The following is a 264-nucleotide window of genomic DNA, read 5'->3' on the forward strand; positions in this document are numbered from 1 at the left end:
TCACTAATGAGATCGATCCAAAAGAAGGAAATTATATTAAAGAGTTTATCTCTGCTGGACCTAAAAATTATTCTTATAAACTTGATACTGGAATAACACATTGTACTATCAAAGGAATTGCTTTCAATCATCTTATTTCAAAAAAACTTAATTTCGAATCTATTAAAAATATCGTTTGTAAAGATCAATCTAAAAAGATTCCAGTAGAACAAATGCGTTTTACTCGAAACAAAACGGATTGGTCTATTTCTAGTAGTGTTTATC

General features: G+C 28.0%; 1 protein-coding gene. It reads left to right on the forward strand.

The genetic code is table 11. The annotated features are described in order from the left end of the window. Nucleotides 1-264 (forward strand): hypothetical protein (locus tag ACZ3GY_RS24205; RefSeq protein WP_465912308.1); only part of this gene is annotated, 264 nt, incomplete at both ends.

The organism is Pseudomonas sp. PME37.24/006 (assembly GCF_055556635.1).